Annotated in this window: 21 protein-coding genes; 5 read left to right on the top strand and 16 right to left on the bottom strand. The window is 57.1% G+C overall.

Annotation, left to right across the window (positions count from 1 at the left end; translation table 11 throughout):
- Positions 1-28: 28 nt before the first annotated feature.
- Both ACR3E6_RS19470 and ACR3E6_RS19465 read right to left on the bottom strand, forming a co-directional pair.
- Positions 29-1279, bottom strand: a complete 1251-nt coding sequence (locus ACR3E6_RS19470) for an aminotransferase class V-fold PLP-dependent enzyme (RefSeq protein WP_171724535.1) — start codon at positions 1277-1279, stop codon at positions 29-31.
- Between the two features lie 241 nt (positions 1280-1520).
- Complete coding sequence (locus tag ACR3E6_RS19465; RefSeq protein WP_480488859.1) at positions 1521-3995, bottom strand: CoA transferase; 2475 nt, start codon at positions 3993-3995, stop codon at positions 1521-1523.
- 640 nt (positions 3996-4635) lie between these two features.
- Here ACR3E6_RS19465 and ACR3E6_RS19460 point away from each other — a divergent pair.
- Positions 4636-5742 carry a saccharopine dehydrogenase family protein gene (locus ACR3E6_RS19460; RefSeq protein ID WP_480488857.1) on the top strand — a complete coding sequence of 369 codons (1107 nt, stop codon included), beginning with the start codon at positions 4636-4638 and terminating at the stop codon, positions 5740-5742.
- Positions 5743-5760: 18 nt separating this feature from the next.
- On the top strand, positions 5761-7257 hold the full coding sequence (gene amaB, locus ACR3E6_RS19455) for an L-piperidine-6-carboxylate dehydrogenase (protein WP_480489164.1): 1497 nt from the start codon (positions 5761-5763) through the stop codon (positions 7255-7257).
- A gap of 263 nt (positions 7258-7520) precedes the next feature.
- Here the strand turns inward: amaB and ACR3E6_RS19450 are convergent, their stop codons facing one another.
- From ACR3E6_RS19450 to ACR3E6_RS19435, 4 genes are all read right to left on the bottom strand, one after another.
- Entirely contained in the window at positions 7521-8300 is a 780-nt protein-coding gene (locus ACR3E6_RS19450; RefSeq protein WP_480488855.1) for an IclR family transcriptional regulator, read from the bottom strand.
- An 11-nt stretch (positions 8301-8311) separates the two neighbouring features.
- A complete protein-coding gene (locus ACR3E6_RS19445) occupies positions 8312-9670 on the bottom strand; it encodes a TRAP transporter large permease (protein WP_171636325.1) in 1359 nt (452 codons plus the stop codon).
- A complete protein-coding gene (locus ACR3E6_RS19440) occupies positions 9670-10335 on the bottom strand; it encodes a TRAP transporter small permease (RefSeq protein ID WP_480488853.1) in 666 nt (221 codons plus the stop codon). Before ACR3E6_RS19440 ends, ACR3E6_RS19445 begins: the two co-directional genes overlap by 1 nt.
- A 64-nt stretch (positions 10336-10399) precedes the next feature.
- Positions 10400-11638 (bottom strand): TRAP transporter substrate-binding protein, encoded by a 1239-nt coding sequence (locus ACR3E6_RS19435; protein WP_171636329.1) that lies wholly within the window; start codon positions 11636-11638, stop codon positions 10400-10402.
- Between the two features lie 109 nt (positions 11639-11747).
- On the opposite strand from ACR3E6_RS19435, the gene ACR3E6_RS19430 reads away from it, so the two are divergent.
- Entirely contained in the window at positions 11748-13343 is a 1596-nt protein-coding gene (locus tag ACR3E6_RS19430) for a GMC family oxidoreductase (RefSeq protein ID WP_480488851.1), read from the top strand.
- A 92-nt stretch (positions 13344-13435) separates the two neighbouring features.
- On the opposite strand, the gene ACR3E6_RS19425 is transcribed toward ACR3E6_RS19430, so the two are convergent.
- Complete coding sequence (locus ACR3E6_RS19425; RefSeq protein WP_171724541.1) at positions 13436-14677, bottom strand: acyl-CoA dehydrogenase family protein; 1242 nt, start codon at positions 14675-14677, stop codon at positions 13436-13438.
- Positions 14678-14688: 11 nt separating this feature from the next.
- Positions 14689-15804: a phosphotransferase family protein gene (locus ACR3E6_RS19420; RefSeq protein ID WP_480488849.1), complete on the bottom strand. Its 1116-nt coding sequence runs from the start codon at positions 15802-15804 to the stop codon at positions 14689-14691.
- Between ACR3E6_RS19420 and ACR3E6_RS19415 the strand changes: the two genes are divergently transcribed.
- Positions 15797-16762, top strand: a complete 966-nt coding sequence (locus tag ACR3E6_RS19415) for a LysR family transcriptional regulator (RefSeq protein WP_480488847.1) — start codon at positions 15797-15799, stop codon at positions 16760-16762. The genes ACR3E6_RS19420 and ACR3E6_RS19415 overlap by 8 nt on opposite strands.
- Positions 16763-16843: 81 nt before the next feature.
- On the opposite strand, the gene ACR3E6_RS19410 is transcribed toward ACR3E6_RS19415, so the two are convergent.
- The 4 genes from ACR3E6_RS19410 to ACR3E6_RS19395 all read right to left on the bottom strand — a co-directional run bounded on the left by ACR3E6_RS19410 (position 16844) and on the right by ACR3E6_RS19395 (position 21182).
- Complete coding sequence (locus tag ACR3E6_RS19410; protein ID WP_209835045.1) at positions 16844-18139, bottom strand: glycosyltransferase WbsX family protein; 1296 nt, start codon at positions 18137-18139, stop codon at positions 16844-16846.
- A gap of 129 nt (positions 18140-18268) precedes the next feature.
- Complete coding sequence (locus ACR3E6_RS19405) at positions 18269-19534, bottom strand: glycosyltransferase WbsX family protein (protein ID WP_209835046.1); 1266 nt, start codon at positions 19532-19534, stop codon at positions 18269-18271.
- On the bottom strand, positions 19534-20517 hold the full coding sequence (locus ACR3E6_RS19400) for a class I SAM-dependent methyltransferase (protein ID WP_480488845.1): 984 nt from the start codon (positions 20515-20517) through the stop codon (positions 19534-19536). Before ACR3E6_RS19400 ends, ACR3E6_RS19405 begins: the two co-directional genes overlap by 1 nt.
- A gap of 326 nt (positions 20518-20843) precedes the next feature.
- Positions 20844-21182 carry a hypothetical protein gene (locus tag ACR3E6_RS19395; RefSeq protein ID WP_480488843.1) on the bottom strand — a complete coding sequence of 113 codons (339 nt, stop codon included), beginning with the start codon at positions 21180-21182 and terminating at the stop codon, positions 20844-20846.
- Between the two features lie 142 nt (positions 21183-21324).
- Between ACR3E6_RS19395 and ACR3E6_RS19390 the strand changes: the two genes are divergently transcribed.
- On the top strand, positions 21325-22179 hold the full coding sequence (locus ACR3E6_RS19390) for a glycosyltransferase family 2 protein (RefSeq protein WP_480488841.1): 855 nt from the start codon (positions 21325-21327) through the stop codon (positions 22177-22179).
- 73 nt (positions 22180-22252) lie between these two features.
- Here the strand turns inward: ACR3E6_RS19390 and rfbA are convergent, their stop codons facing one another.
- The 4 genes from rfbA to rfbC are packed head-to-tail and all read right to left on the bottom strand — an operon-like array spanning position 22253 to position 25604.
- The gene (gene rfbA, locus ACR3E6_RS19385; protein WP_209835050.1) at positions 22253-23119 is read right to left on the bottom strand and encodes a glucose-1-phosphate thymidylyltransferase RfbA; all 867 of its coding nucleotides are present in this window, start codon (positions 23117-23119) and stop codon (positions 22253-22255) included.
- 18 nt (positions 23120-23137) lie between these two features.
- The gene (gene rfbD, locus ACR3E6_RS19380) at positions 23138-24001 is read right to left on the bottom strand and encodes a dTDP-4-dehydrorhamnose reductase (protein ID WP_209835051.1); all 864 of its coding nucleotides are present in this window, start codon (positions 23999-24001) and stop codon (positions 23138-23140) included.
- The gene (gene rfbB, locus ACR3E6_RS19375; protein WP_171724549.1) at positions 23998-25038 is read right to left on the bottom strand and encodes a dTDP-glucose 4,6-dehydratase; all 1041 of its coding nucleotides are present in this window, start codon (positions 25036-25038) and stop codon (positions 23998-24000) included. The genes rfbD and rfbB overlap by 4 nt, the downstream gene beginning before the upstream one ends.
- Entirely contained in the window at positions 25035-25604 is a 570-nt protein-coding gene (gene rfbC, locus ACR3E6_RS19370; protein WP_480488838.1) for a dTDP-4-dehydrorhamnose 3,5-epimerase, read from the bottom strand. Before rfbC ends, rfbB begins: the two co-directional genes overlap by 4 nt.
- Between the last annotated feature and the right edge of the window lie 220 nt (positions 25605-25824).

Below are 25824 nucleotides of genomic sequence, written 5' to 3'. Positions count from 1 at the left end.
GAGGGAATGTCCTTGGATATGGCGCGGCTCAAGCGGCGATTTCTTTCATGACGGCAAGGAATTTGGCGACTTCGCCGATCGAGTTGTAGTGACACATCGAGACCCGTACACAGGCATCATAGCCAAGCGGTGTCAGGATATTGCCGGAATAGTGGTCCGCCTTGCGCAGATGCGTGCGGATACCGTGTTCGTTCAGCCGTTTGACGACCTCGGACGAGGCCACGCCTTCGACACGCAGCGATACCAGACCTTCTCGTGCCGGGTTGTCGGCCCCGCCCAGAATGGTGACTTTTTCCATCTCGGCCAGGCCGCTCAGGTTGCCGGTGCCGTGGATCATCGCGTCGGTCAGCGCCTTTTCCTGCGCATGGATCGCATCACCCGCCGCCAGAAACTTGCCGCGCCGGTCTTCGGCATCGCTGACCTGACTGCCCAGCCATTCGAAATAGGATACGACGTCGGACATCGTGGCATAAGCTCCGGTGTCGCGCGTGCCCATTTCCCAATTGTCCGCGGGGCCATTCAGCAAGGCGTTGTGCTCCAGCGCGGTCAAGCGATCAGAGATCCAGGCCACGCCGTAGCCATGACGCGAAAACACCTTGTAGGGCGAAATCACATAACCATCGACGTCATAGGCGGTCAGATCGATCCGGCCATGCGCTGCGTGCTGGATGCCATCGACGATGATGAAACAATCCGGAGCCACGGTGCGGATGGCCTGAGAAACGGCGGCGACATCAACGCCCATTCCCGTCACCGGAGAGGTATGCAGGATCGTCGCCACTTTGGTATCCGGTGTCACGGCCGCGGCATAGGCTTCGGCCGAGACGGTGCCGGTGGCGTCATCATGGGGTACCAAAACGTGGGTTTGCCCGGAAATGCGGGCCCAACGATCACAGGCCGAACGCGTCGCCGGGTGTTCCAATGTGGATCCCAGCACAACGCCCGGACCCGTTCCCAGACATGCGTTCATGATCAGCCGGAACAACAGTTCTGTACCGCTTTCACCCACAAAGAACTGCCCGCCGGGTGCGTTCATGAAATCCCGCATATCCGCCTTGGCCGCGTTGATCGTGGCGACCAGCGCATGGGATCCCGGATTGTCGCGCCCCTGGTTGTCCGGGATGGCGGCGTAACGAACCGAGCTTTCCAAAACTGAATTCAATGTCAGTGCGCCTCCGGCATTCTCGAAAAAGATCCGCTCACCCTGTTCGGGGCAATGATCGATCTGGGCAAATCGGCTGCGGATTTGGTTCAGCAGGCTCTCTGATATTTGGCTCATGGTCAGTGGTTCTTGTTTCGTTGTGTGTGCAAAGCTGTGCTTTGCCGACCCTAGGACGGTTCTTGCCGCAAGACATGCAAAAAAAACTGTGGCAAAGCGGTTGAATATTCTGTGCAAGTCGCGCGGGTGCCAGTCCAAAGCTTGTCACGACAGATATTGCCCATCGCCAGGCCCGGGAGCCCGTGCCTGCGGCGGCGGATGGTATATCTTCTTGATTTCCGAACCGTCTGTGGCTGGTCGGCTACTCGGGCAAGTACTTTTCCGACCAGCTTTCGGCGGCAGATCCAGCAGAGATCATCGCGTCGATATCCTCATCTGCATAACCGACGTTTCGCAGAATGCTGCGTGTATCCGCGCCGTATTTCGGCATCGGTCCGGGAATGACGATCCGGGCGCGTTCGGGTCGCACGGCATTTGGGGCAACCAGATCGCACCACCGGCCCATGGGATGCATGTCATGCCGAATGACGTTGAACGTTCCCCGCGTCAGGTCGATATTCCCGGCGCTTTCCGGCTGCAACACGGCGTCGCGCGTGTCATGCAACGATCCAAGAGGCATGACAGTGCTGGCGGAACCGGAAAACGCCTTTTGCCAGTATTCAACAGGTTGCCTTGCAAAATGATCCGCAAGCGCATCCGGCAATTCCTTTTCCGGCATATCGGCCACGCTGGCGAGGTCCGAGACACGGCGCAGGGCTTTGCGTTGTTCGGTGGGTGCGGCAAAGAACATCCACCCGTCCGCCGCGCGGTAACAATGGTAGAATGGTCCCCAGCCCATAGCTGCGCTCCCGGCCGGTTCATCAAAGGGCGCGCGGCCTTCGAAATCATACATCAATTGCGCCTGAATGAGGTTGCCGGCCGCCGCCAACGCAGCCCGCGCAATCCCGCCTTTGCCGGTTTTCTGCAATCTCAGCAGGGCCGCACCAAGCGCAACACATGCGCAATAGCCGGTCAGAACGTCAATGGTACCGAAATGCGCATGCTCTTCGGGCGTGGCCATGCCACCGCCAAAACGCACCATGACCCCTGTCGCCGCCTGCGCCAGGTCGTCATACCCCAGATGGTCCGATTTGGGTCCGCGCGCAGGACCGCCAAAGGCATCGAGTTGCACCAGAATGAGACGGGGGTTGATCGCCGCCAGCTCTTCCGCGCTCAACCCCAGGGCATCGCGCTGCTCATCCGTGCCGTTTATGGTGATGACATCCGAGGAGTCGATGAGCCGCCGTAACGCCCGCTTCCCGTCATCCGAGCTCAGGTTCAGCAAAACGCTTTGTTTTCCACGATGTGCGTGCAGGCCGAAAACCACGGTGTTCCACGGATCAACTGATGGCTCTGCCGGCTGAACGGAAGTCACCTGAGCGCCAAATCGTGCCAGCGTGGACCCGACCGTCGGACCGGCGATCACGTTGGTCAGGTCCAGCACCTTCAACCCCTCCAGCCAGCCCTGGCCGCTTGCGGCTGGTGGTCCGCTGCGCGGCGGTTCGGCAAGGATCGTTGAAACGGGTGCGTCATCGGAATCGGGGCCCGGTTTTTTGACCAGCGCAGCGCCATCATCCGCAAGCCACGCAACATTTCCCATCTGCTGCATCTTCCCATGACGCGGGTCCTCTACCTCCAACACCAGGCCCGAGGCCAAAGCGTGCGGATCGGCCAGCCATTCCTTGCTGAACCGTTGCGCCGTTCCGGGCGCCTTGGCAGACCCGAAAAGGGCTTCCCACTCATGAGAGGGCCTTGTCAGAAAGGCCTTTTTCATTGCGTCGGATACACGCGCGCGATCCCTTGCTCCGACAGGGTAGTTGCGCAGCGACCATTCATCCGGCCAGTCTGCGGTATCGAGATAGGCGTCGAAGTCCGGCAATTGATCGGCAAGGTGTTTGAGGCCAAGCGTCTCCAACACCCGCCGGGGATGTGTTTTCACACTGCCCGCCACCACATAGAACCCACGCCCGTCGGCGCAGGTATAAGTTCGATAGAAAGGGTCCAGGAACTCTTCCAGTTCCGCAAAGCTCAGATCCATTGGCAAGCCTTCGGCTGCGCGCCTGTCAAGTTCCACTTCGCGAAGGGACTTGTAACGTTCGGGATAGTCTTCAATCTGCTCACAGTTATACACCAACCCTTCCAGCAAGGCCGAAGCCAGAGGCACCTCGATGTGGTCGCCTCCGTTCCGGTCACGTGCAGCCAAGGCGAACTGCACGGCCATCGCGCCGAACGAAGCGCCATAGGCGGATGCCAGCGTCAAAGGTGAAAAGGATGGGTTGATGCCCATCAGGCGCCGGTTCAGCCCCATATCCGTGAATTGCCCAGTGCGGGCCGCGATCACGGCTTCCCACGCCGGAAGATCGGCCAGCGCGGGATCGGTTGAGGCAAACCCCGGCAATGACAATGACACGATGCGCGGATTTATTTCGCGCAGAGCTTTCGGACCCAGGCCCAGCCTCTCCATCACGCCGGGCCGGAAGTTCTCGATCACCACGTCAGCCCGCGCCACAAGTTCGCGCGCGACCTGCAAACCCCCTTCGGATTTGAGGTCGATCGTCACGGCGATTTTGCCACGTGACAGCATGTCTGTGGCCGGTTCTTTCAATCGCGGGCCACAGGGCGGGTCGATGCGGATCACCTCTGCCCCCAAATCAGCAAGCATCATGCCAACCAGTGGACCAGCCAGGTATTGGCCAAAATCGAGGACACGAATATGATCGAGTGGCCTTGCAGTCATTCGTTGTGACCCTCCCAGGGTGTTTGGTGAGTTTGTTGCGAATCGGCGTGCAGGCAAGAGGTCACAACGCCCTTCTCGGAACAGGCTGAGTTTTCGGGCTTGGGACATAACGCGATCATGCAACACCTGCCCTTGTTCAACACGCGACAAGGCGGCCACGGCCGAGCTTCACAGCCTTCTCCGGCGACCGCTGGGCGTACCATGCAGCCGAGCAATGCCAAGAAGTTGTTCGATTTGACCAAACCATGTCGCAAACGAGAAACACCGCTCAAAAATCCGCGTGTGACGCGAACTTGGAAGCGCTTCGAGGCTTGGATGGAAGCGGATCAGTCGGCTTGAAAGATCACCGGACCGTTGCGCCCGGCAGTCAGAAAACAAGTTATTGGAATCGCTCAAGAACGTGACGCTTCCCAAGTGTCAGGCAACACAAGACAAAAGGTCACGGCGCAATCGGGCCAAGGGCCACGTTGGCACGTGGCAGGACCTGTCGCGACACATGGCCGGCAATTGCGCTTCCGATAATTTAACTCTTTTTCCGACAATTTGACAACCATCTACATCAATTCGTCAAATTGGCACCTATGAATTGTCGTGACCGCGCGTCACGCTTGCGACAGGATGGGAAACAGCGGAGATCTTTATGTCCTGGAATGTGTGCGTTGTCGGCGCTGGAAAGATCGGACAGATGATTGCAACCCTGTTGAAAGGGTCGCCGAATTACTCTGTGACGGTCGCTGATCATGATCTAAAAGCGCTTGGTGATATCTCGAAGATGGGCATTGGAACCAGACAGATCGATGCCAATGACGCGGACGGGCTGGCCCGGGAACTGACCGGTTTCGACGCAGTCATCTCGGCAGCGCCGTTCTTCTTGACCCCTTCCATCGCCAAAGCGTCCAAAGCGGCGGGGGCGCATTATTTCGACCTGACCGAAGATGTTGCGGCCACGAATGCGGTACGTGAACTGGCCGGGGACAGCGCAACTGCGTTTATGCCGCAATGCGGTCTGGCGCCAGGTTTTGTCGGCATCGCCGGAGCTTCGCTGGCGGCGGAGTTTGACCAGATTGACAGCCTGCACATGCGGGTGGGGGCATTGCCGCTTTATCCGACGAATGCGCTGAAATACAACCTGACCTGGTCCACCGACGGGTTGATCAACGAATATTGCAACCCATGCGATGCCATCGTGAACGGCAAGCTGGTCAAGACCGCGCCGTTGGAGAACTACGAGATTCTGGGCCATGACGGCGTGGAATACGAATGCTTCAATACCTCGGGCGGTCTGGGCACGTTGCCGGAAACGCTGGAAGGCAAGGCGCGGGATGTGTCCTATCGCTCGATCCGCTATCCGGGTCATTGCGATATCCTGAAGCTGCTTTTGAACGATCTGGGACTGGAACGCCGCCGCGACCTGCTGAAAGAGATATTCGAGGCCGCCCTGCCCCGCACCGATCAGGACGTGGTGCTGGTATATTGCACCGCAAAAGGCGTCATTGATGGCGTGCTGCGCGAAAAGTCCCTGATCAACAAATCCTTTGCCCGCACCATCACTGGACAGGTCTGGAGCGCTATTCAGGTCACGACCGCCGCAGGCGTGCTGGGGGTGGTCGATCTGATGCGGATCGGAGCTCTGCCCTCGAAAGGCTTTGTCCGGCAGGAACAGGTCAAGCTGGACGATTTCCTCAACACTGAATTTGGCCAGCTGTATCGCGCTGGCGACGTCACCGAACAGAACAAGGCGGCCTGAGATATGAAAGACATCGTAATGACAGCCCAAACCACGCTTGCAAACCTAGATCTGACCGAGGCCCAACTAAAAGGCGGCACGCTCAGGGTCACGTCGCCGATTGACGGAAGCCTGCTGGCCGAAGTGCACGAGACGCCGATCTCGGACATGGACGCCATCTTTTCCCGAGCCAAGGCTGCGTTCAGGGAATGGCGCGTTGTCCCCGCCCCGCGCCGGGGTGAACTGATCCGCCGGTTGGGTGAAGAGCTGCGCGCCGCCAAGGACGACCTGGGTGCTCTGGTCAGTTGGGAAGCGGGCAAGATCACCTCGGAAGGTCTGGGCGAAGTGCAGGAGATGATCGACATCTGTGACTTTGCCGTCGGCCTGTCGCGTCAGCTTTATGGCCTGACCATCGCGTCCGAACGTCCCGGCCACCGGATGATGGAAACCTGGCATCCTGCTGGCCCGGTTGGTGTGATTTCCGCGTTCAATTTCCCGGTTGCGGTTTGGTCGTGGAATGCTGCTCTGGCCATCGTATGCGGTGATCCGGTGATCTGGAAACCGTCCGAAAAAACCCCGCTGACGGCGCTGGCCTGTCAAAAGATTTTCGAACGCGCCCTGGCCCGGTTTGGCGATGCGCCGGACGGTCTTCTGCAAACGCTTATCGGTGGCGCCGATCTGGGAAAAACACTGGTGGCCAGTGAAGATGTTCCGGTGATCTCGGCCACGGGATCGACCCGCATGGGCCGCGCTGTCGCCCCCATCGTCGCACAGCGCTTTGGCAAGTGCATTCTGGAACTGGGTGGCAACAACGCAATGATCATCGGCCCTTCGGCTGATTTGGAGATGGCCGTGCGCGCGATTGTCTTTTCGGCAGTTGGTACCGCCGGTCAACGCTGCACCACGTTGCGTCGCCTGATCGTGCACAACTCGATCCGCGAAGAACTGGTGAGCCGTCTGAAAAAAGCCTATTCGGGTCTGCCCATCGGCAATCCTCTGACAGACGGCACGTTGGTTGGGCCGCTTGTGGATGAAGCGGCGGGCGCGGCGATGACCGCCGCTTTGAAAGCGGCCGAAGCGGAAGGCGGTTCGGTGTTCGGCGGCAACCGCGTTACCGAAGGTGTTCCGGCAGGCGTATACATGGAACCTGCGATCGTCGAAATGCCGGGTCAGACCGCGACCGTGAAAACCGAAACCTTTGCGCCGATCCTCTACGTCATGGGCTATGACGATTTCGACGACGCGGTAGAGCTTCAGAATGACGTACCACAAGGCCTTTCATCCTGCGTGTTTACCCTGAACATGCGTGAGGCCGAGCAGTTTCTGTCTGCGGCCGGATCCGATTGCGGAATTGCCAACGTCAATATCGGGCCCTCAGGGGCAGAGATCGGTGGCGCCTTTGGCGGAGAGAAGGAAACCGGCGGCGGGCGCGAAAGCGGTTCGGACGCGTGGAAAGCCTATATGCGCCGTCAGACCAACACCGTGAATTACTCGGCCGAACTTCCACTGGCCCAGGGCGTCAAATTCGACATCTGAGTATCGCTGGATAGTCGTCGGGCAAAAACTTGAAAGGCCAGCAAAAAACACCACCCGGGACGCCCAGTCCCGGGTGTTTTGTTCTGCATGTTGAGGCGGTCTTTTGGCCAGGGGTTCCGATGCCGGCGCGACGACGGCCATTCCGGTGCTGATGGATTGTCTTGTGTTTCGGCAAGAGGCCTTCCGAGGCTTTGCGGCATCCTCGATACAACTGCTACGAACGGCCGTCGGCCTGATTATTGCCGGTTATCCCGTTGCGCCATTTACTCGCCCAACAGCTGCGACAGTTTTTCCGCCCCCCGGCGCAAGGTGTCGAGAAATGACTTCAGACTGCCGACATCATGCCGTTGCGTCGGGGCATGAACTGAAAGCGTGGCAACCAGCCTGCCCTGCGCGTCCTGCACTGGCACGGCGATCGCCACCATGCCCGCCATGAATTCTTCGTCGTCTGTGGAAAATCCCCGCTCGGCCGTGATCTTGATTTCACTCAGCAGGGCCTTCGGCTCTGTCAATGAACGGGCGGTCTGCTCCTTCAGCTTTCCGGCTGACAGAAACCCGTTTAGAGTTTTGGGGCGCAAGGTGGAAAGGTACATCTTGCCACTGGCCGTGCAGTGGAACGGCACCTGGGTTCCGATCGGCAATTGAATTCGCAACGGCCATTTGGTTTCTACCCGGTCAAGATAGATCATGCCTTCGCGATCCGGGATGGCCAGATTGCATGTTTCGCCCACTTCGTCGGCCACGCCGCGCAGGATGGCGAGACGCGCGGTCCGCAGATGCTCGGCGGACATGGTATTCACGGACAGCAGCCGCAGTCTTCTGCCCGGACCATAGGACCGTCCGTCAAGATCGCGTTGCAGGAACCCTTCTGCCTCTGCCGTTTGCAGCAAACGATGGATTGTGGGTTTGGCCAATCCCAATGCATCGATCAGATCCGAAGGTTTGACCGCAACGCCGCGCCGTGCCACCTCTTCAAGGATCAGCAACAGGCGCAGGTTGGTGGGAATCTGAGTTTCTCTGTTTTTAGTATCAGTCTCGGCCATCCTTCAACATTCTAGTTATTTGGCAGAAGGATCAAGGCCAGTTCGGGCACCAGCGACACCAATATCCAGACCGATAGCAGGGCCACCAAATAAGGCACCGTATAGCGCAGCAACCGGAAGTACGGCACGCCCGTCACGCCTGAAGCGACATACAGGTTAAGCCCGTATGGTGGTGTGATAAACCCGATGGATGCACCGACCAGGAAGATGACTGAGAAATGAATTGGATCAATTCCAACCGAGGCTGCGATTGGCGCAAGGATCGGGGCCAGGATGATGGTGACCGGAAGGCTTTCCAGCACCATGCCTGAAAAGAAGACGATCACCATCGATGTAAACAGAACCGCATGGTACCCCCCCATGGAGGTCACGAAGTTTCCGATTGTTTCCTGTGCGCCAAGTAGGGACAGGATCTGCTGCATCACAACCGAAATTGCGATCAACGGGGCCAGGATACCCGTAATCTGGGCAGACCTGATAACGATTGAGGGGATCTCTGGGATCGTGAACCCCTCGACCACGAACATTTCAGCGAAGCTCTTTTCGGTTGGCGGTATATCGTTCCGGGCCCCCATGATGCGGTTGATCGGGTAGCTGACCAGCCCCGCAATGACACAAAAGCCCACGGTCACGCCAGCGGCCTCTGTCGGAGAGAACTTGCCGGTATATATGCCCCAAAGCACAAGCCCGATGGCGAAAAAGCCGAGCCAGGCCCCGAAGGCGGTTTTCAGCACCCGGTTCAATTGCAGTGGGATCAGATAGCCCCACCCGTTCATGCGGCAGATGATCCAGCACGCCAGCTGCATCCCGATGACCATCAGCGCACCGGGCAGAATACCGGCCACGAACAATTCGGAAATCGGCAGGTTCATCAGAAAGCCATAGACGATGAAGATGATCGAAGGGGGGATGATGATACCGACAGTACCGCCCGCAGCAGCGGTCGCGGCGCTGAACCGTTCGTCATAGCCGCCCTTTACCATCTCGGGGTGCAGCATCGACCCGATGGTCGCCGTCGTGGCCGAGTTCGACCCCGAAATCGCCGCAAACAGCCCGCAGGCCCCCAGCGACGCCATTGCAAGTCCGCCGCGTATCCAGCCTAGGCAGGCATAGGCAAAATCACTGAGCCGTCGCGCGATGCCGGATTTGTTGATCAGGTCGCCGGTCAGGATGAACAACGGCATCGCCAACAGGGCGAAGCCCTTGTTGAAAACGTTCAGAAGTTCGGCCCCCATATTGTCCAGCGTCAGACCAAGGACAAAGGAACATCCAATGACCCAGTAACCGATGACCAGCAGCACCGGCACGCCCAGCATGAACAGAAAGGTGACCCCCAGCGAGATCAGTGTAACAAGTGTTCCGTCTGTCATCAGTCTGCCCCGATCACGGCCTGCTTGATCAGCGGCTCGCCTGTTTTCCAGTTGTGCAAATCATCGGCGAGGTTCTGAAACACGCGACCGACCATCAAGAAGAATGACAATGGTGCAGCCAGCAGGAACCACCACTGCATGATATTGTCCGTGCCCAGTACGATCTGAAAGTTCGAGGCCGAAAGCGCCACCATTCGCGAGGTGGTCACGATGACGATCACCGCGAAGATGAACCACAGCACCGCGTCAAGAAACAGGCAGGCCAATTGCCCGCCGCGGGGCATGGCGGTGCGGAATTCACTGAAACTCAGATGCGTGCGCAAGCGTACGTTGTAGGACGCACCAAACCAGGCCATCACCATGAAAAGAAGCGGAGGAATGGTTGTGGACCAGGGTTCCTGATCATTGAAGACAAACCGGTCGATCACGCCCCAGAAGATGATCAGTGCGATGGCAAGATAAGAATACACCATGACCGACCGTTCCAGATGACGTTCGATCAACGGCACCATGCGATAGATCAGCATGACCAGCAAACCCCCGATCGCGGCAACGATCGCACCAACGATCCAAGCCGCGTCGGATTCCAGAGCAAGTTGAATCTCGAAAGAATCCTGGCTGAGAAAAGCGCTGAATATTGCGCCAATGTCTGCCCAAAGTGACATGAAGCCCGTCCTCCCAGTGGGTATTGATTGAACCGGCCCGTTCGGGCCGGTTCTGGCAGTCTAATCAGGCCTCGCCCTTCCACCAGCGGCGCGGCTCGACATTTTCCGGCAGCGTGTCCGCTGGGATCTCGCGCGCGATGTCGTAGATCTCCTGGTAAGTATCGATGCCACCGGCCCATTTGTTCAGCCGCTCGCGCCACTGCGCCCACGGCTCGGGGTTGTAGTTCGGAGCACACATTTCTTCGGCCAGCTTGATCTGGTCCTCCGGCAGGAAGGCCGGGCGCACGCCGTTTTCCGCAAAAATGGTTTGCGGCAATTGCGGATCCGAGAATCCGACCGTGTTCAGCAGTGCCGCCTCATTCGCGCCTTGGATCAGGGCCTGGGTGAAATAGGACGATTCCATCACGGCATCCTGCAATTCACCGCCCAGGCCATCGAATACTTTGGCAGACATCGAAGTGTGTTCGGTACCGCAGAAGAACTTCAGGTTCACCGATTGCGAAACCACAGGCGCCATGTTCGCATATGCCACCGCCGAGGCCCAGGTTTCCGCACCATCGATCAGACCGGTCTTGAGCGCATCCAGCGTTTCTTCCCATGCCACCGGAACAGGGTTCAGGTTCAGCAGTTGCATCGCGATCCGACCCAGCTGCGTACCGGTCACGCGGTTCTTGGTGCCGAACAGCTCTTCCAGCTTGGTGACGGTCGGCTTGTCGGCAAAGGTCGAGCCCATTTGCAGACCGCGCAGTTCACAATGGGTGAACAGGAATTTCAGCCCGTGACGCTTTTCAAGCGGGTCGCGCAGGATGCGCTGGCTGGCGGGGCTGTAGAAGAAATGATACTGCGCCGCCCGGCTGGGGAACATGTAGGCATAGTCCAGGACGTTCAGATAAGGCGCACCGCCGGCCGAATTCTGGGTCGAAGCTGCGTAGATATCGACGATTCCCTGCTGGGTTTTTTCAACACAGCTGAGTTGTCCGCAGATCTGGTTGTCGCCGATGAACTCGATGCGAATCTCGCCATCGGTGCGTTCTTCGAGGTCGCGTGCAAATTCGATGGCGCCGGCGCGCTCGATCAGCAGGTTGCGGGTGTTGAAGCCCGACGCACCAAATTTCAACGTGTACTTCGGTTCTTTCGAAAAGCGTTTTTCATACGTGGATTCCGCCGCCTGCGCCAGATTGGCCAGGCTCATCGCACCGCCAAACCCTCCTGCTGCAAGCAACGTCGAGCTCATGCCATAGCGCCCCGCTACCCGGAAGAAATCCCGCCGCGAAATACCACTCAGTTTCCGACCAATCTCCATTGCTTACCTCCCTGTTCGCAATTATTGAGACGTTTTGTATCAAAAAAGGCTAGTATATTTCTTGCATCTTGCATAGAGTTTTTTTCAACGACGTTGGAAGGAGGCGGTCATGGAAGTGGATTATGCGGTAGTTGGCGCGGGGTCTTCGGGCTGTGTCATCGCCAATCGGCTCAGCGCCGATCCCAACACTACCGTCGCGCTGTTAGAGGCCGGCGGCCGCGACACCAACCCCTGGATCCACATCCCGGTTGGCTATTTCAAAACCATGCACAACCCTTCGGTGGACTGGTGTTACAGGACCGAGCCCGATCCGGGCCTGAACGGGCGCTCGATCGACTGGCCACGCGGCAAGGTGCTGGGCGGCTCATCCTCTCTGAACGGTCTGCTCTATGTGCGCGGCCAAAAGGAAGATTATGACCGCTGGCGCCAGATGGGGAATGTCGGCTGGGGCTGGGACGACGTGCTGCCGCTGTTCATACGCAGCGAAGATCAAGAACGCGGCGAAGACCCGTATCACGGTGTCGGTGGGCCGCTGTCGGTGTCGAACATGCGCATTCAGCGACCGATCTGCGACGCTTGGGTCGCGGCAGCGCAAGCCGCCGGATACCCGTTCAATCCGGATTACAACGGCGCAGATCAGGAAGGCGTAGGGTATTTTCAGCTGACCACCCGCAATGGGCGCAGGTGCAGCTCGGCTGTGGCGTATCTGAAACCCATTCGAAACCGACAAAACCTGAACATCATCACCAACGCATTGGTGACACGCATAACGCTGGATGGAAAACAGGCGACCGGACTTGTCTATCGGGATCGCGCAGGCAATGAGAAAACCTTGAACGTTCGGCGCGAAATCATCCTGTCCGGCGGTGCAATCAACTCTCCTCAAATTCTGATGCTGTCGGGTATCGGCGACCCGGACCACCTGAAGAAAAACGGCATCGATCCGGTCCATGCCTTGCCCAATGTCGGCAAAAGACTTCAGGATCACTTGCAGGCCCGTCTCGTTTTCAAATGCAATGAGCCCACATTGAATGACGAGGTGCGCAGCCTGATCAATCAGGCCCGTATCGCGCTCAAATACGCTTTGTTCCGCGCCGGTCCGATGACCATGGCGGCCAGCCTTGCGACCGGATTCATGAAAACGCGCCCGGACGTAGAAACACCCGACATTCAATTCCATGTACAGCCGTGGTCCGCCGACAGCCCCGGCGAAGGCGTACACCCGTTTTCCGCCTTTACCATGTCCGTGTGCCAGCTGCGGCCGGAAAGCAGGGGTGAACTGCATCTGAACGGCCCGGATCCATCACAGCATGTAAAAATCATTCCGAACTATCTGTCGACGGAAACGGATTGCCGAACCATCGTTGACGGCGTGAACATCGCCCGCAGAATCGCACAGCACAATCCGCTGGCATCGAAGATTTCCGAAGAGTTCCGCCCGACATCCCAACTCTCGACCGACGATTACGAGGGCACGCTGGACTGGGTCAGATCGAATTCCGTTTCGATCTATCACCCAACGGGGACCTGCGCGATGGGTGCGAACGAAACCGCAGTCGTAGACCCCGCGCTAAAGGTGCGCGGCATCGGAAACCTGCGGGTCGCGGATTGTTCGATCATGCCGGAAATCGTCAGCGGCAACACAAACGCCCCCGCGATCATGATCGGAGAAAAGGCGAGCGATTTGCTTGCCGCCGGAACATAGCGCGGCAGGCCGCGTATCCGAATGCCAGGAAAACTGGGCAACTCGGCTTACGTATCTTAGGGATATTCCGGTGATGCCATCCCTTCCCAGACCTAGCGCAGAGGCGGTGTCAGCCACTGCGCCGACATCCCATAGTTGGAATTCTTCAACTCCTGTTTGGCAATGGCCTGAAGATGGACCTCATCCGGTCCATCCGCATAGCGCAACGCCCGGGCCCAAGTGTAACTGTCGGCCAATGGCGTGTCGGGTGTCATGCCCATTGCGCCAAAGACCTGCATTGCACGATCCGTGACCTTTGCATGTACCTGGGGCGCCACGACCTTGATCAGGGATATTTCGCGGAAGGCCTTTTTCGCCCCCACCTGATCTATTTTCCAGGCCGCCTTCAGGGTCAACAGCCGCGCCTGTTCAATCTCCAATCGGGATTTGGCGATCCATTCACGGATCACGCCTTGTTCCGAGAGTTGCTTGCCAAAGGTCTTCCGTTCCTGAGCACGTTCCACCATCAGGTTCAGTGCCATTTCCGCCGCCCCGATCGAGCGCATGCAATGATGAATTCGCCCGGGCCCAAGCCGCGCCTGAGCCAGTGCAAAACCGCTGCCATCTTCGCCCAGCAGATTGCCGACCGGGACGCGCACGTCCTTGAACACCAGTTCAGCATGGCCTTCGGGATCGTGCATGTTCAGGATCGTCGGATTGCGCACGATCTCCAAACCGGGCGTATTCTTTGGAACGATGATCATGCTTTGCTGTTTATGGCGATCGGCGTTCGGGTCGGTTTTGCCCATGACGATGAAAAGTCTGGTGTTGGGGTGGCACGCATTGGTGATGAACCACTTGCGGCCATTGATGACGTATTTATCACCCTCGCGCCGGATGGATGTTGTTATGTTAGTCGCGTCCGAACTGGCCACGTCGGGTTCGGTCATGGCAAAGGCCGAACGGATCTTGCCGTTCAACAGCGGCACCAACCAGTCTTCGCGCTGCTCGGGTGTGGCGAACATGTGCAGCAATTCCATGTTCCCGGTATCCGGCGCGTTGCAGTTGAAGACTTCCGAAGACCAGCTCACCTGGCCCATCAGCTCGGCCAGGGGCGCGTAATCAAGATTGCTGAGCCGCGTTCCGGGCTCATCATCCCGCAAGGAGGGCAGGAACATGTTCCAAAGCCCTTCGGCGCGGGCCAGCGACTTGAGGTCTTCCATGAACGAAACGGGGAAATTGCCGGCTTCTATTTCCTCTTTGTGGTCGCGAATGCGCGGATAGATATGCGCCTGCATGAAGGCTTTCAGCCGGTCATGCATTTCCGTGGCGCGTGGCGATGGAGCAAAATCCATTGTGATCCTCTTCAGTGCGTTGCAGCAGCGATTTCGTCGAGCGCCATTTGCGCCAGAGGGGCCACCAGCCCCTTGAACGCCATTGCGTTCTCGTTCGATGCGTTTCCCGCCAGCGCACGGCTGTAAACACCCTGTGCAATCGCAGCCATCCGGAAAAAGGAAAACGCCAGATAGAAGGTCCAGTTTTCAATCTCTGGCAGGTCACGCAGCGAACAATACCGCTCGATCATCTCAGCTTCGGAAGGGATGTTCAAAGCAGCGCGATCCAGCCCTTGCAGCCCCCGGATCAGACCGGTGGGCGGCAATCTGAGACACACACAGAAATAGCCCAGATCAGCCATCGGGTGGCCCAGCGTCGACAGTTCCCAATCCAGAACCGCGGTGATCTGCGGGGCATCCGAAGCGAAGATAAAATTGTCTATGCGAAAGTCACCGTGGATCAGACTGACCGAACCGTCACCATCGGGCAGGTTGCGGGACAGCCAGCCCATAAGCTGTTCCATCTCGGGAAGATTACTTGTTTCTGCGGCCCGATACTGTTTGGTCCAGCGGCTGTACTGGCGTTGGAAATAGTTTCCCGGCTTGCCGAAGTCGGACAGGCCGACGGCGCCTGTGTCAACCGAATGCAGCGCGGCCAGAACCCGGATCATTTCATCGAACACCGGATGATGGTCGGCCACGTCCAACTCGGGCAGCGCCGGGTTCCAGAAAATCCGGCCCTCCTGGAAGCTCATGACATAGAACATGGAACCGATGACATCCGTGTCCTCACACAGCACGTAAGGTTTGGCGACCGGAACCGCAGTGCCATGAAGTGCCCTGAGAACACGATATTCCCGATCCACGGCATGGGCCGAAGGCAGCAGGTCACCTGGCGGTTTGCGGCGCAGCACGTATTTCGAACCACCGGCCTTCAGCAGATAGGTTGGGTTCGACTGCCCGCCCGAAAACTTCCGATAGGACAATGGGCCGGCGAAACCTTGGATATGGCGCCCCAAATATGTCGAAAGCCGCTGGGTATCGAGTTCGAGGCCGGATGAGGTCATGCATGAAACTCCGTATTCCGCCGGGATACCATTCAGCTTACCGCCCTCAATGACATTTGTGAAATTTACTTGCATGATCATCAGCATAATTCTGGTGAATGACATGACGACCAAGCTCAACAAGATCGACCTGAACCTTTTTGTTATTTTTGACGCCATCTATACCGAACGAAATCTGACCCGCGTTGCCGAACGCCTGTCGATCACGCAACCGGCCGTCAGCAACGCCCTGACCCGGTTGCGCAAGACACTGAACGACCCGCTTTTCGTGAAGACCGGCACGGGGATGCAGCCCACGGCGCTGGCAGAGAGCATTTCGGACAGGGTCTCAGCCGCTCTTCACCAGTTGCAAGCCGCATCGGCGCAGGGTGAACGGTTCGACCCGTTTACCAGCAAACGGCTGTTCCGGGTCAGTTTGGTCGACCTTCACAGCCTCATCATCCTGCCCGGGCTTTTGTCCGGGTTTCAATGCACGGCACCCCAGGTCGAACTCAGCCTCGTGCGCATTCCCCGCCGGGATACGCGCAAGGCGTTAAAGCAGGGCACGATCGACATCACGTCGGACATTCCGATGCCGGACAGTTCGGATCTGATCAGCCGGACCATCATGAAGGACCGCTATGTCTGTGCCATGCGACCCGGCCACCCGCTGGGTTCGGGCCCATTGACGCTGGAGCGTTATCTTCAGCTGACACATCTGCATGTTTCCTCACGGCCTCAGGGGGCGAGCCCGGTCGACATCGTCCTGCGCAAACTGGGCGCACGGCGCAAACTCGGGCTTCAGATGCAAAGTTATCTGAACATCCGGGATATTCTGCACAAGACAGATATGGTTGCCACGCTGACCGAATGCAGCGCGCGTGAAATGGGGCTGCGCATGTTGAGGCTGCCGGTTGATGTGCCTCCGATCGAACTTCGCCTTTATCGGCATATCCGGTCCGACGGCGACGAAGCCGTACAATGGATGTTCGACCAAATCGCAAGTCGCACCGTCAGAGCGAACGATACGGAACAGCATCATAGGGTCGATCAGAATTGATACGGAACCCCGGGCAACGTGTGACGTCCGGATATCAGAGGCGCCAACCGTCAGGTCCTCGAAACCTCAAGGTCGAAAACATCACGTATTGATCTGACTTTCAGACTTCTTGGGTAACGCGTCATAGGTCGCCTGAAGATAGGCAAAGCCATATCTTCGGTCAGGCTCCAGATGAGTCCCCTCTGCCCACTCGTTCCACGCGTTTATGAAAACGATTTTTTCGTCGGCACTGTATTTTTCCTGCGCAAGAACCTGGCGACACAAATGTTCCGTCCAGCGCTTGTATGCATCGATTGTGAACCGTCCCATAATCCGAGGGGCATCCTGATTGCGCGCGGTATTGTCCCACGAGAGCGTGGAGGACCGAAACAGCTTGTACCGGGGTTCCGGCTTTTGAAGCTCTGCCTCGACCACGGCCTGGTAATCCAGAACGGCACCCGTGAACTCTGGATTGTAGATCCCCATCTCATCCGTGATGTCGGTGCGCTTTACCTGATGCGGCGGGAACTCCATTGCAGCGTCAAAACCCAGTTTCTCAGGATCGCCGATATCAAAAGTCTGGGCAGCTATGAGATACAGGTCCGGCTCGCCCCAGCTTTGTGCCTCTTTTCGCCATGCTGCGGTTGTTTCCTCGATATTCGGTATGATGTTCGCTCGGTAAACGATGAAAACCGGTTTCCCATCTATCCGAATATAACGCGGATCATCAAAATATTTGCGTATGTGACGCAGAAGGTTCAGGGAATCCTCGATCGAATGGTTTTGCGCGATAAGAACGTCGTGCGCCCGCCCGTCCCAGCGGCGCGTCCAGTTTTCGTTTGCCCATGTCAGGCAAAAAGGCATGTCGACTTCCGGATTGCCCAACATTTGTTCGAGCGGGTGCTCCATCAAGGTCTTTCCGCCGAACCAGTAGTAGTAATAGGAGAACCCTCCTATCCCGTAAGACTTCGCGATCCGCGTCTGTTCGACCATGATTTCTGGCAACCGCAAGTCGTAGTAACCCAGATGAATCGGACAATGAGGTTGGTAATGGCCCGGATAATTCGGGACGGCCTTTCCGACATTGGACCATTCGGTAAAGCCTTTGCCCCACCATTCATCATTCTCTTTGAAGGGATGAAATTGCGGCAGGTAATGCGCAATTGCCCGTACTGCGGGTTCAGCTTTCGCAGGCGGGTCGAAGGGTTTGAACTCTTCAGCCTGACCGATGGCTTCAAAACCCTGCCTGTTGGATTGCCCCGGTTTGTCCCAACCCCGTTTGGGGTCTCTTTTCTTGGCTGAATTTCTGAACCGCCTTGCCGTACGTGGCGACAAAGGTGGGCTGAGTTTCGACGCAGCGGTCAGCAAATAGTAAAGCAGGGTATCTTTGATGGACATGCAGTTTCTCGTACTAAGGCGCGTCGTGCCGACTATGACAAAGAAAACCCTTTTTTTCACGCAAAGCACGAGACTGAGTTGCATGACAAGTACTTGGGACTTTCATGCAACTCAATCCGGCGTGGTTTTCTATTTTGTGCGGGCCGCGGACAGCCATTGTTTCAGCAACCGACCGCTGACCGTATCGCGCAAAAGACGGAAAGCCCGTTTGGCCAACGGCTTGTTGGCACCATATGGAACAGGATGCGCGATGCCTTCCGTGGTTTCGCCACGGCGCGAAATTTCCGGGACACCCACATGCGTCCAGTCGATCAGCTTTGAACCTTGGAGAGCGGCCTTGGTGGCGTGCAAAAACGCATGCCCGTACTCGCGATCCGGTTCCAGGTGACATCCTTCAGCCCATTCATTCCATGCATTCACAAAAACGAAACGTTCCTGGTCGGGGAAATCCTGAGCGGTTTGGTGCAAGGCCCGCGAAAGCCAGTATTCATAGTTTTCCGGCGTTCCGTTCAAAACGACCATGGCATTTTCCTTCCGCCGGGCCGTGTTGTCCCAGGACGGAAAAACCGATCGATGAACGTTGTTCTCAGGCCCATAGCTGTGACCCAGGTACTGTTCTGCGATCGCAGAAAAATCAACACAATGGCCTTGGAAATCGTCGAACAAGTCCACTTCTGGCGAGAGGTTGGGCACGTTGATGCCGTGGGGCGGGAATTCCACACCGGAATCAAACCCGTATGACGCATAGTCCCAGTTTCGGTGCGTAAGCGCACAGGCCAGATGGATTTTCGGAATTCCGACAGACGCGCAATAGTCACGCCAGACCTGCACGGTTTTGCGCGAGTTCTTCAAATGCTGCGGCCGATAAACAATCAGGATCGGAGCGCCATCTATTGTTATGTAACGGGGATCCCGGAAAAACGGCTCGATCGACTTGATGAACTCCAGATCATCCTCGGGCTTGTACTTCTGCTCAATGAGAATCTCGTGCTCGGCCGCATCCCAGCGGCGCGTCCAGTTCTCATTCGCCCAGCAAAGACAGAACGGCATATCGCTTTCGGGATCCGCAAGCATTTCGTCGACGGGCCGCTCAAGAAGTCTTTTCCCGGAAAACCAGTAATAGTGGTAGCAGAATCCATCAATTCCGCTGGCCTTGGCCATCTCGATCTGCTCAAGCCGCGTTTCGCGGACACGCAGGTCATAATACCCCAGATCCGTAGGAAGATGAGGCTGATAATGCCCGGTGAAAAGCGGCTTGGCTTTTGCGACATTTGTCCACTCGGTGAACCCTTTGCCCCACCATTCATCGTTTTCCGGGATCGGATGAAACTGAGGAAGGTAGAAGGCAATTGTCCTGATGTTGCCGAATTCACGATCCGTGGTGTTTGAGGACATTACTTCTTCAACCCCAACAGCCGCGCCAGCGATTTTTTTTTCTTCTTGGCCAGTGGGCCGGGCTCGACTCGGGAAGCCTTGCTCGTGTCCATCGGCCCGATAGTCGATTGCAGATCAATCTCTTCGGACAGGGGCAGGCCTGCCATCATGTTGGTCCAATGCTGCCGGGTCTTTTCATCGGGTTGTTCGACGGGCAAGCCCATGAGGTAGATGTCATTCTCTGCCCGTTCTTTGGGGACCGATCTGCTTACGACCTGGAAGACATGGGAATAGCGATTGCGCTGCAAGGCGGCCTGAACATCCTGTGGCAGACGGCTCCAGCGTTGACAAAACTCCGTCATTTCTGGCGAACGAACCACAAACTCGGCTTGTTCAATGCTCATGCCCTGCGAATTGAGCAGGTGCTGAACGTTTTTGATGCCGAAAAACCGCACATGGGTCCGATCCAGCAAGCCCCAGTCACGATATTCGAAATCTTCATCGACAAGACAACCGGCAACGGCTGCATGGCCAACATGCGGCAGCGAAAGAATAACCGATCCTGTGTCGTTCAAAAGCGACTTCATGCCTGAAAGAACGCTCCACGGGTCGTAAACATGTTCCAGAACGTCCGCTGCGATCACGTAGTCGAATACCCCGTCATTCTCGCGAACGATATCACTCCATGAAGCATCGTTGAGATCCATCGGGTACACCGAACGGGCAAACGGCTTTAGCTTTTCGATCGCCGAAGGGTCGATCTCAAGCGCCACAACATCACATTCCAACGTGCCGGAAAGATGGCGCGTGATCGAGCCAGGACCGGCCCCGATCTCAAGCACTTTGGACCCAGGCTTTACCATGCGCAACACACGTGCGGGTGCTACATCACTGTTCACATCAATGTCGTAATCGTAAGTATGTCTATCGCGCACTGCAATTCTTCCGTGATGCTTATTTCGTGCTTCAGTTCGGCTGCTATATAGTTTGGTCTGGTTCTGCAATCCCCAATACCAAACCGATACCTAAGGCTTTGGATGTTGTACCCAAATAACGTTCAACTCAGAGAATACTGTTGCACAAAACGCCCCCAGCAGCAATGACCACCCACCCGGGGATGATTCACACCAAGGGCGCCACGCAACCATCTTCAAAGAAGCATGTTTTGAAAGGGTTCTGTTTCGTGGCCTTTTCTGCAAAAGAAGCGGCATCCGCGTGGGCGTCGGATTGAACCTCGTGGGCTCCTGCCGCATTTCAGTTGAGGTATGCTTGATACGCTTTTCAACAGCTTACCGATATCACTGGAAACCACGGCTTTGGCACTGTGAGATCATGCGAACGCGCGCAGGGTGTTGAGCGCACAGGCTTGCGTCCGCAACCATTTGCAGAACGTTCTGAGAACCGCGAACGCCTTCATTCCGGCAAGTGGTTGGCGCCGGAATTTCGATATCACCTTCAAGGAAGTTTGCGATTTACTGGTTTCAACCCGACGACTGGCAACAATCTGCTCATTCACCACGGCCACCGGAAATCGAAAATTTCCAAAGAGGTAAATCTTATCACTCTGATCAAACAGGCATTGCATCCCCTGACGCGGCTTCGCCATCCGGCCGCGCTTGATGATCGGTTTCCCGCCTTCGCTTCGTAGGGGCAGAACCATTTCAATCATTTCTCAGATTGTCGTCGCGGAGCGCACAAGATCACGGACCGCTGCAGCAGCCCGGTTCCGTCGTACTGTAACCGGGGTTGACCCTAACTGTGTTTGAGAGGAAGTAACGATCAGGCCCATTCCACAGATACGGCAGGCAGGATTGTCACAGATTACGATCATAAGCGTTTGTTACAACAGCAGTGGCGTGCTGCCGGAGATGCTGAATTCCATCCCAGAGGGCGTGCCGACAATTTTGGTCGACAATGGCTCGGATGATATTGAAGCGGTTCGGCCAATGGCCGAGGTACATGGCGCAACTCTGATCGAAAGCCGCGACAACATCGGGTTTGGCCGCGCATGCAACCTTGGTGCCGCCAAGGCAACAACGGACCTGCTTTTATTTCTGAACCCGGATTCCCACTTGCTGCCCGGAGCATTGGACGCGTTGCAAGAGGGGGCTGACAATCATCCGGATGCGTCAGCCTTCAACCCTGCAATTCTGGACCGGAAAGGGGCACCTCGTTTCAGGCGATACAGTGTGATCATTCCCCGAAATGAAACCCTGCCCAGGAAAACAGCCGATTCCGACTTTGAATTGCCGGTCCTCGTCGGCGCCGCGTTCCTGGTCCGCCGCGAAGCATTCGAAGCGGTCGGCGGGTTTGATCCCGAAATCTTTCTGTATCATGAGGACGATGATCTGAGCCTGCGGCTCAAAGCCGTTTGCGGGCCACTGTACTATGTCCACAACGCTCAGATGCGCCACGCCAGAGGCAAATCCTCGCCGGGAAGCCCAGCCATCGCTGGCCTGAAGGGCTGGTATATGGGGCAATCACGCGTTTATGTCGCCCGCAAGCATGAAGTCCCGATGGCTTTTGGTCGAGCCCTGGCATCGGCGCTTCTGCAAATGCTGTCACCGGTTGTGTTGTTTTCTACGAGAAAACGCGCCAAACAATGGGCCTTCTTGCGTGGCGTTTGGCATGGCCGGAATGTCCGACCAACCCCGTTCAGACCTTGATCACAAAGCGTGAAGCAGCTTACCGCCCGTGCAAATTTCCGCTTGCACACGTACCCATGATACAGTTCGCGGCCTAGCTCAAAAGACCTTTCAGATAGGTGCCATACGTGGACTTGGCGAACAGTCGCGCACGCGCCTCAAGAGCCTCGTCGTCGATCCAGCCATTCGCCCAGGCGATTTCATCCAGGCTGCCGGTCTGCATACCCTGACGTTCCGTGATCGTTCGCACGAAGTTTCCCGCATCCAGCAAAGACCCGTGCGTGCCGGTATCCAGCCAGGCAAAACCGCGCCCCATAGTCTGCACATCCAGCAAACCTTCGTCCAGATACATTTCCAGCAGTGACGTGATTTCCAGCTCGCCGCGATCTGACGGTTTGACCTCATGCGCGCGGGCCGAAGCGTCGCCATCCAGAAAATAAAGACCTGTCACCGCGTAGTTCGACGGAGGCACCTTGGGTTTTTCGACGATCGCGCGGGCTTTGTTCCCTTCGAAATCCACAACTCCGTAGCGTTCTGGGTCAGCGACCCGGTACGCAAAAACCGTACCGCCGCGCTTCAGTTGATCCGCCTCGAGCAGCAGGTCCGGAAGGCCATGTCCGAAGAAGATGTTGTCACCCAGAATCAACGCAGACGGGGCACCGTCCAGAAAATCCTCGGCCAGTGTATAAGCCTGCGCCAGACCGTCAGGAGACGGTTGCACAATCCATGTCAAGGACAATCCGTATTGACTGCCATCCCCCAACAGGCGCTGAAACTGATCCTGATCCTGGGGGGTGGTGATGATCGCGATTTCGCGGATCTGCGACAGCATCAAAACACTCAGCGGGTAAAAGATCATCGGCTTGTCGTAGATCGGCAGCAATTGCTTCGATATCGCCATGGTGATCGGGTAAAGCCGGGTTCCGGACCCACCGGCAAGAATAATGCCTTTGCGCTGCATAATCTGTCCTTTCAAGGTTCAGCTGGTCGCTGACTTCAACTCGCTCAATATCTCGGCCAGTCCGGCTTTCCAGTCGGGTCTCTGGATTCCGAACACATTTTCCAGCCGCAAACAGTCCATACGTGAGTTCAGCGGCCTGGGCGCCGGCGTTGGGTAAGCCTCGGTTGGAATATCCTCGATTTCGACCGACAAGCCGGATTGAGAAACAATTTCACGGGCGAAATCCGCCCAGCTGGCATCGGGTGCGCCGGAATAGTGAAACACCCCCCCTTTGGCTTCGAGGCCGGCCTTGGCCATTTTCAGCAAGGTTTCGGCAATGTCGGCAGCAGGTGTTGGCCCGCCGATCTGATCAGCGACAATGGTCAGCTTGTCACGAGTCTCTGCCAGTCGGAGAATGGTCTTTGCAAAGTTCTTTCCGTGTGCCGAAAACACCCAGCTTGTGCGCAAAATGGCATAGTGACCGCCAGCCTCTGCGATCTGGTGTTCGCCGTCCAGCTTGGTTCGACCATAGGCCCCCAAGGGCCCGGTCGGGTCATCGGTGTTCCAGGGGGTCGGACCAGAGCCGTCAAAAACGTAATCCGTGGAAATATGCAGAAAAGGCAGGTTGCGGGCCGCGGCGGCACGCGCCATTGCTCCGGGTGAATCTCCGTTGATCCGTTGCGCCAGGTCGCTTTCTTCTTCGGCCTGGTCCACCGCCGTATAGGCGGCCGCATTGATGATCACGTCCGCATCCGTATGCCGGATGGCGTCTGCACATTGCGACGGGTCAGACAGGTCCGCCGCGGCGCGATCCAGAGCTTCAACCAAGACACCATGCGCCTGTCCGCGACGCCGCAACTCGGTCGCCACCTGCCCCCCGTGGCCGAACACCAGCGCCTTCATTTGGCAACACCCAGCCGCTCACCCACGCCACTGCGGGCCTGCAAGGCGTTCAGCCATGCACTGTTGTCCAGATACCACTGAACCGTCTGTTCCAGCCCGGTTTCGGGCGTGTAGGAGGGACGCCAGTTCAGTTCGGTGCGAATCCGGGTCGGATCGATGGCATAACGCTGATCGTGACCCGGGCGGTCAGCGACGAACGTGATCAAATCCGCATAGGGCGTTTCACCCGGCTTGAGGCGATCCAGGATCGAACACAGCATTCTGACAAGATCAAGATTGGTCATCTCATTCTCGCCACCGATATTGTAGCTGCGGCCCAGTTCACCCTTTTCGAGCACCAGCAACAGGGCTTCGGCATGGTCATCGACATGCAGCCAGTCGCGAATGTTGTCGCCTTTCCCGTATATCGGGATCGGTTTGCCCGCCAGCGCACTGAGGATGACAACGGGGATCAGCTTTTCCGGAAACTGGTAAGGGCCGTAGTTGTTAGAGCAATTGGTAAGAACCACTGGCAGGCCGTATGTTTCACGCCACGCCCGCACGAGATGATCCGATCCCGCTTTCGAGGCCGAATAGGGTGAGTTCGGCTGGTATGGGCTGTCTTCGGTGAAAAACCCGGTTTTACCCAAGGACCCAAAGACCTCGTCGGTTGATATATGGTGAAACCGGAAATGCTCGGGCCGGCCGGCACCCACCCAATAGGCGCGTGCGGCTTCCAACAATACATAGGTCCCGGTCAGGTTCGTGTCGATGAACGCGGCTGGGCCATCGATCGAACGGTCAACATGGCTTTCAGCGGCCAGATGCATGATCGCGTCTGGCTGGTGTCTGTCCAGTATCGCCGACATGGCGGCGGCATCCCGGATATCCGCATGTTCAAAAACGTATCCCGGCGCATCCGCGACAGAGGCAACATTGTCCAGACAGGCCGCGTAGGTCAGGGCATCGACATTGACGACCGAATGCCCATCGGCAATCGCACGACGGATAACGGCAGACCCGATAAAGCCCGCCCCGCCCGTAACCAGAATTTTCATTGTGTGTCCTCGAATACGAAAGGAGATTCAATTTCGCGCAGAAGTGGTGCGATCCGATCTTTCTCGGACAGCTGGGGTTCTGAATTGCTCTGTGGCCATTCAATGCCGATATCGGGATCGTCCCAACGAACCGCGCCTTCAGTTTCCGGCGCGTAGGTATCAGAACACTTGTAGACGATCTCGGTCTCCGGCTCCAACGTCACGAACCCATGCGCGAACCCCGCAGGAACCAACAGCATCCGCCCGTTCTCGAAACTCAGTTCTTCGCCGACCCAGTAACCATAGGTGGGCGAACCTTTGCGGATATCGACCGCGACATCAAACAGCCGTCCACGACCGCAGCGCACCAGCTTGGCCTGCGCTCTTGGGGGAGCCTGAAAATGCAATCCGCGCACCGTGTTCACCGTGCTCGAAAGGGAATGATTGTCCTGAACGAATTGCGTATGAATCCCTTGTGCCGCAAAGCTGTCGACATTGTAGGTTTCCTCAAAGAACCCGCGGTGATCGCCAAAACGCTTCGGGGTGATCAGTTTCACTTCCGGAATGGAAAGCGCCAATATTTCCATTGTTACTAATTTTCATCTCTGTGTTGAAGTCTCGGCCTGCTATGTCACATTTGCTCCACCGACGCCAAGACCTATGTTGTCCGACCAGCAATTTGAGCGGCTTATCGGTTCCAAAGGTCAGGCGATTATCGCAGGCAACTTGCGATTCTGGTAGAATTCATTGAAATTATTGGACCATCTGCAAATGAAAGCACAGGGATGGAACAGATAACGAAGCCGC

The organism is Ruegeria sp. AL3 (assembly GCF_056536065.1).
Note: the sequence above shows the minus strand (reverse complement) of the source record. Positions and strands in the feature narration are given on the sequence as shown.